The sequence below is a fragment of the Mesorhizobium sp. M7A.F.Ca.ET.027.03.2.1 genome (assembly GCF_003999175.1).
Lineage (GTDB): Bacteria > Pseudomonadota > Alphaproteobacteria > Rhizobiales > Rhizobiaceae > Mesorhizobium.
In genome coordinates this window covers 1-456 of sequence record NZ_RZOM01001899.1, presented here as the reverse complement: position 1 = coordinate 456, position 456 = coordinate 1, and the positions used below count along the sequence as shown (strand labels likewise).

1 pseudogene is annotated in these 456 nt (G+C 59.4%); it reads right to left on the bottom strand.

Annotation, left to right across the window (positions count from 1 at the left end):
• Positions 1-169: 169 nt before the first annotated feature.
• Positions 170-456, bottom strand: a pseudogene (locus tag EN750_RS38670) (N-methylproline demethylase); the annotation flags it as partial.

The following is a 456-nucleotide window of genomic DNA, read 5'->3' as shown; positions in this document are numbered from 1 at the left end:
GGGTGGAGCAGCCCGGTAGCTCGTCAGGCTCATAACCTGAAGGCCGCAGGTTCAAATCCTGCCCCCGCAACCAAAATACAAAAAAACCCGTAGCTCAAGCTGCGGGTTTTTTTGCGTTTACGCTGGAATACCCTCTGGTCGAATTCGCCCTCCCGACGCGACATCTGTCTCAGATGTCCTTTGCCAGACGCAGCGCATCGTAGATCGCCGCATGGGTGTTGCGTGCGGCCACGGCATCGCCGATCCGGAAGAGCCTGTATGTGCCGGCCGGGTTGCGTTCGACTGTCTGGGCCTCTCCCGCAAGCAGGGCGTCGTAGGAGGTTTCGCCGAGGTTTTTCGAGCCGGATTTCAGCTCGAAATAGAGCTCGTCCAGCGGCACCGTGCCGTGATTGACGACGATCTGGTCCACATTCCTTGATTTCGCCACGCCGCCATAGTCGCTGCCGACATGGGCGA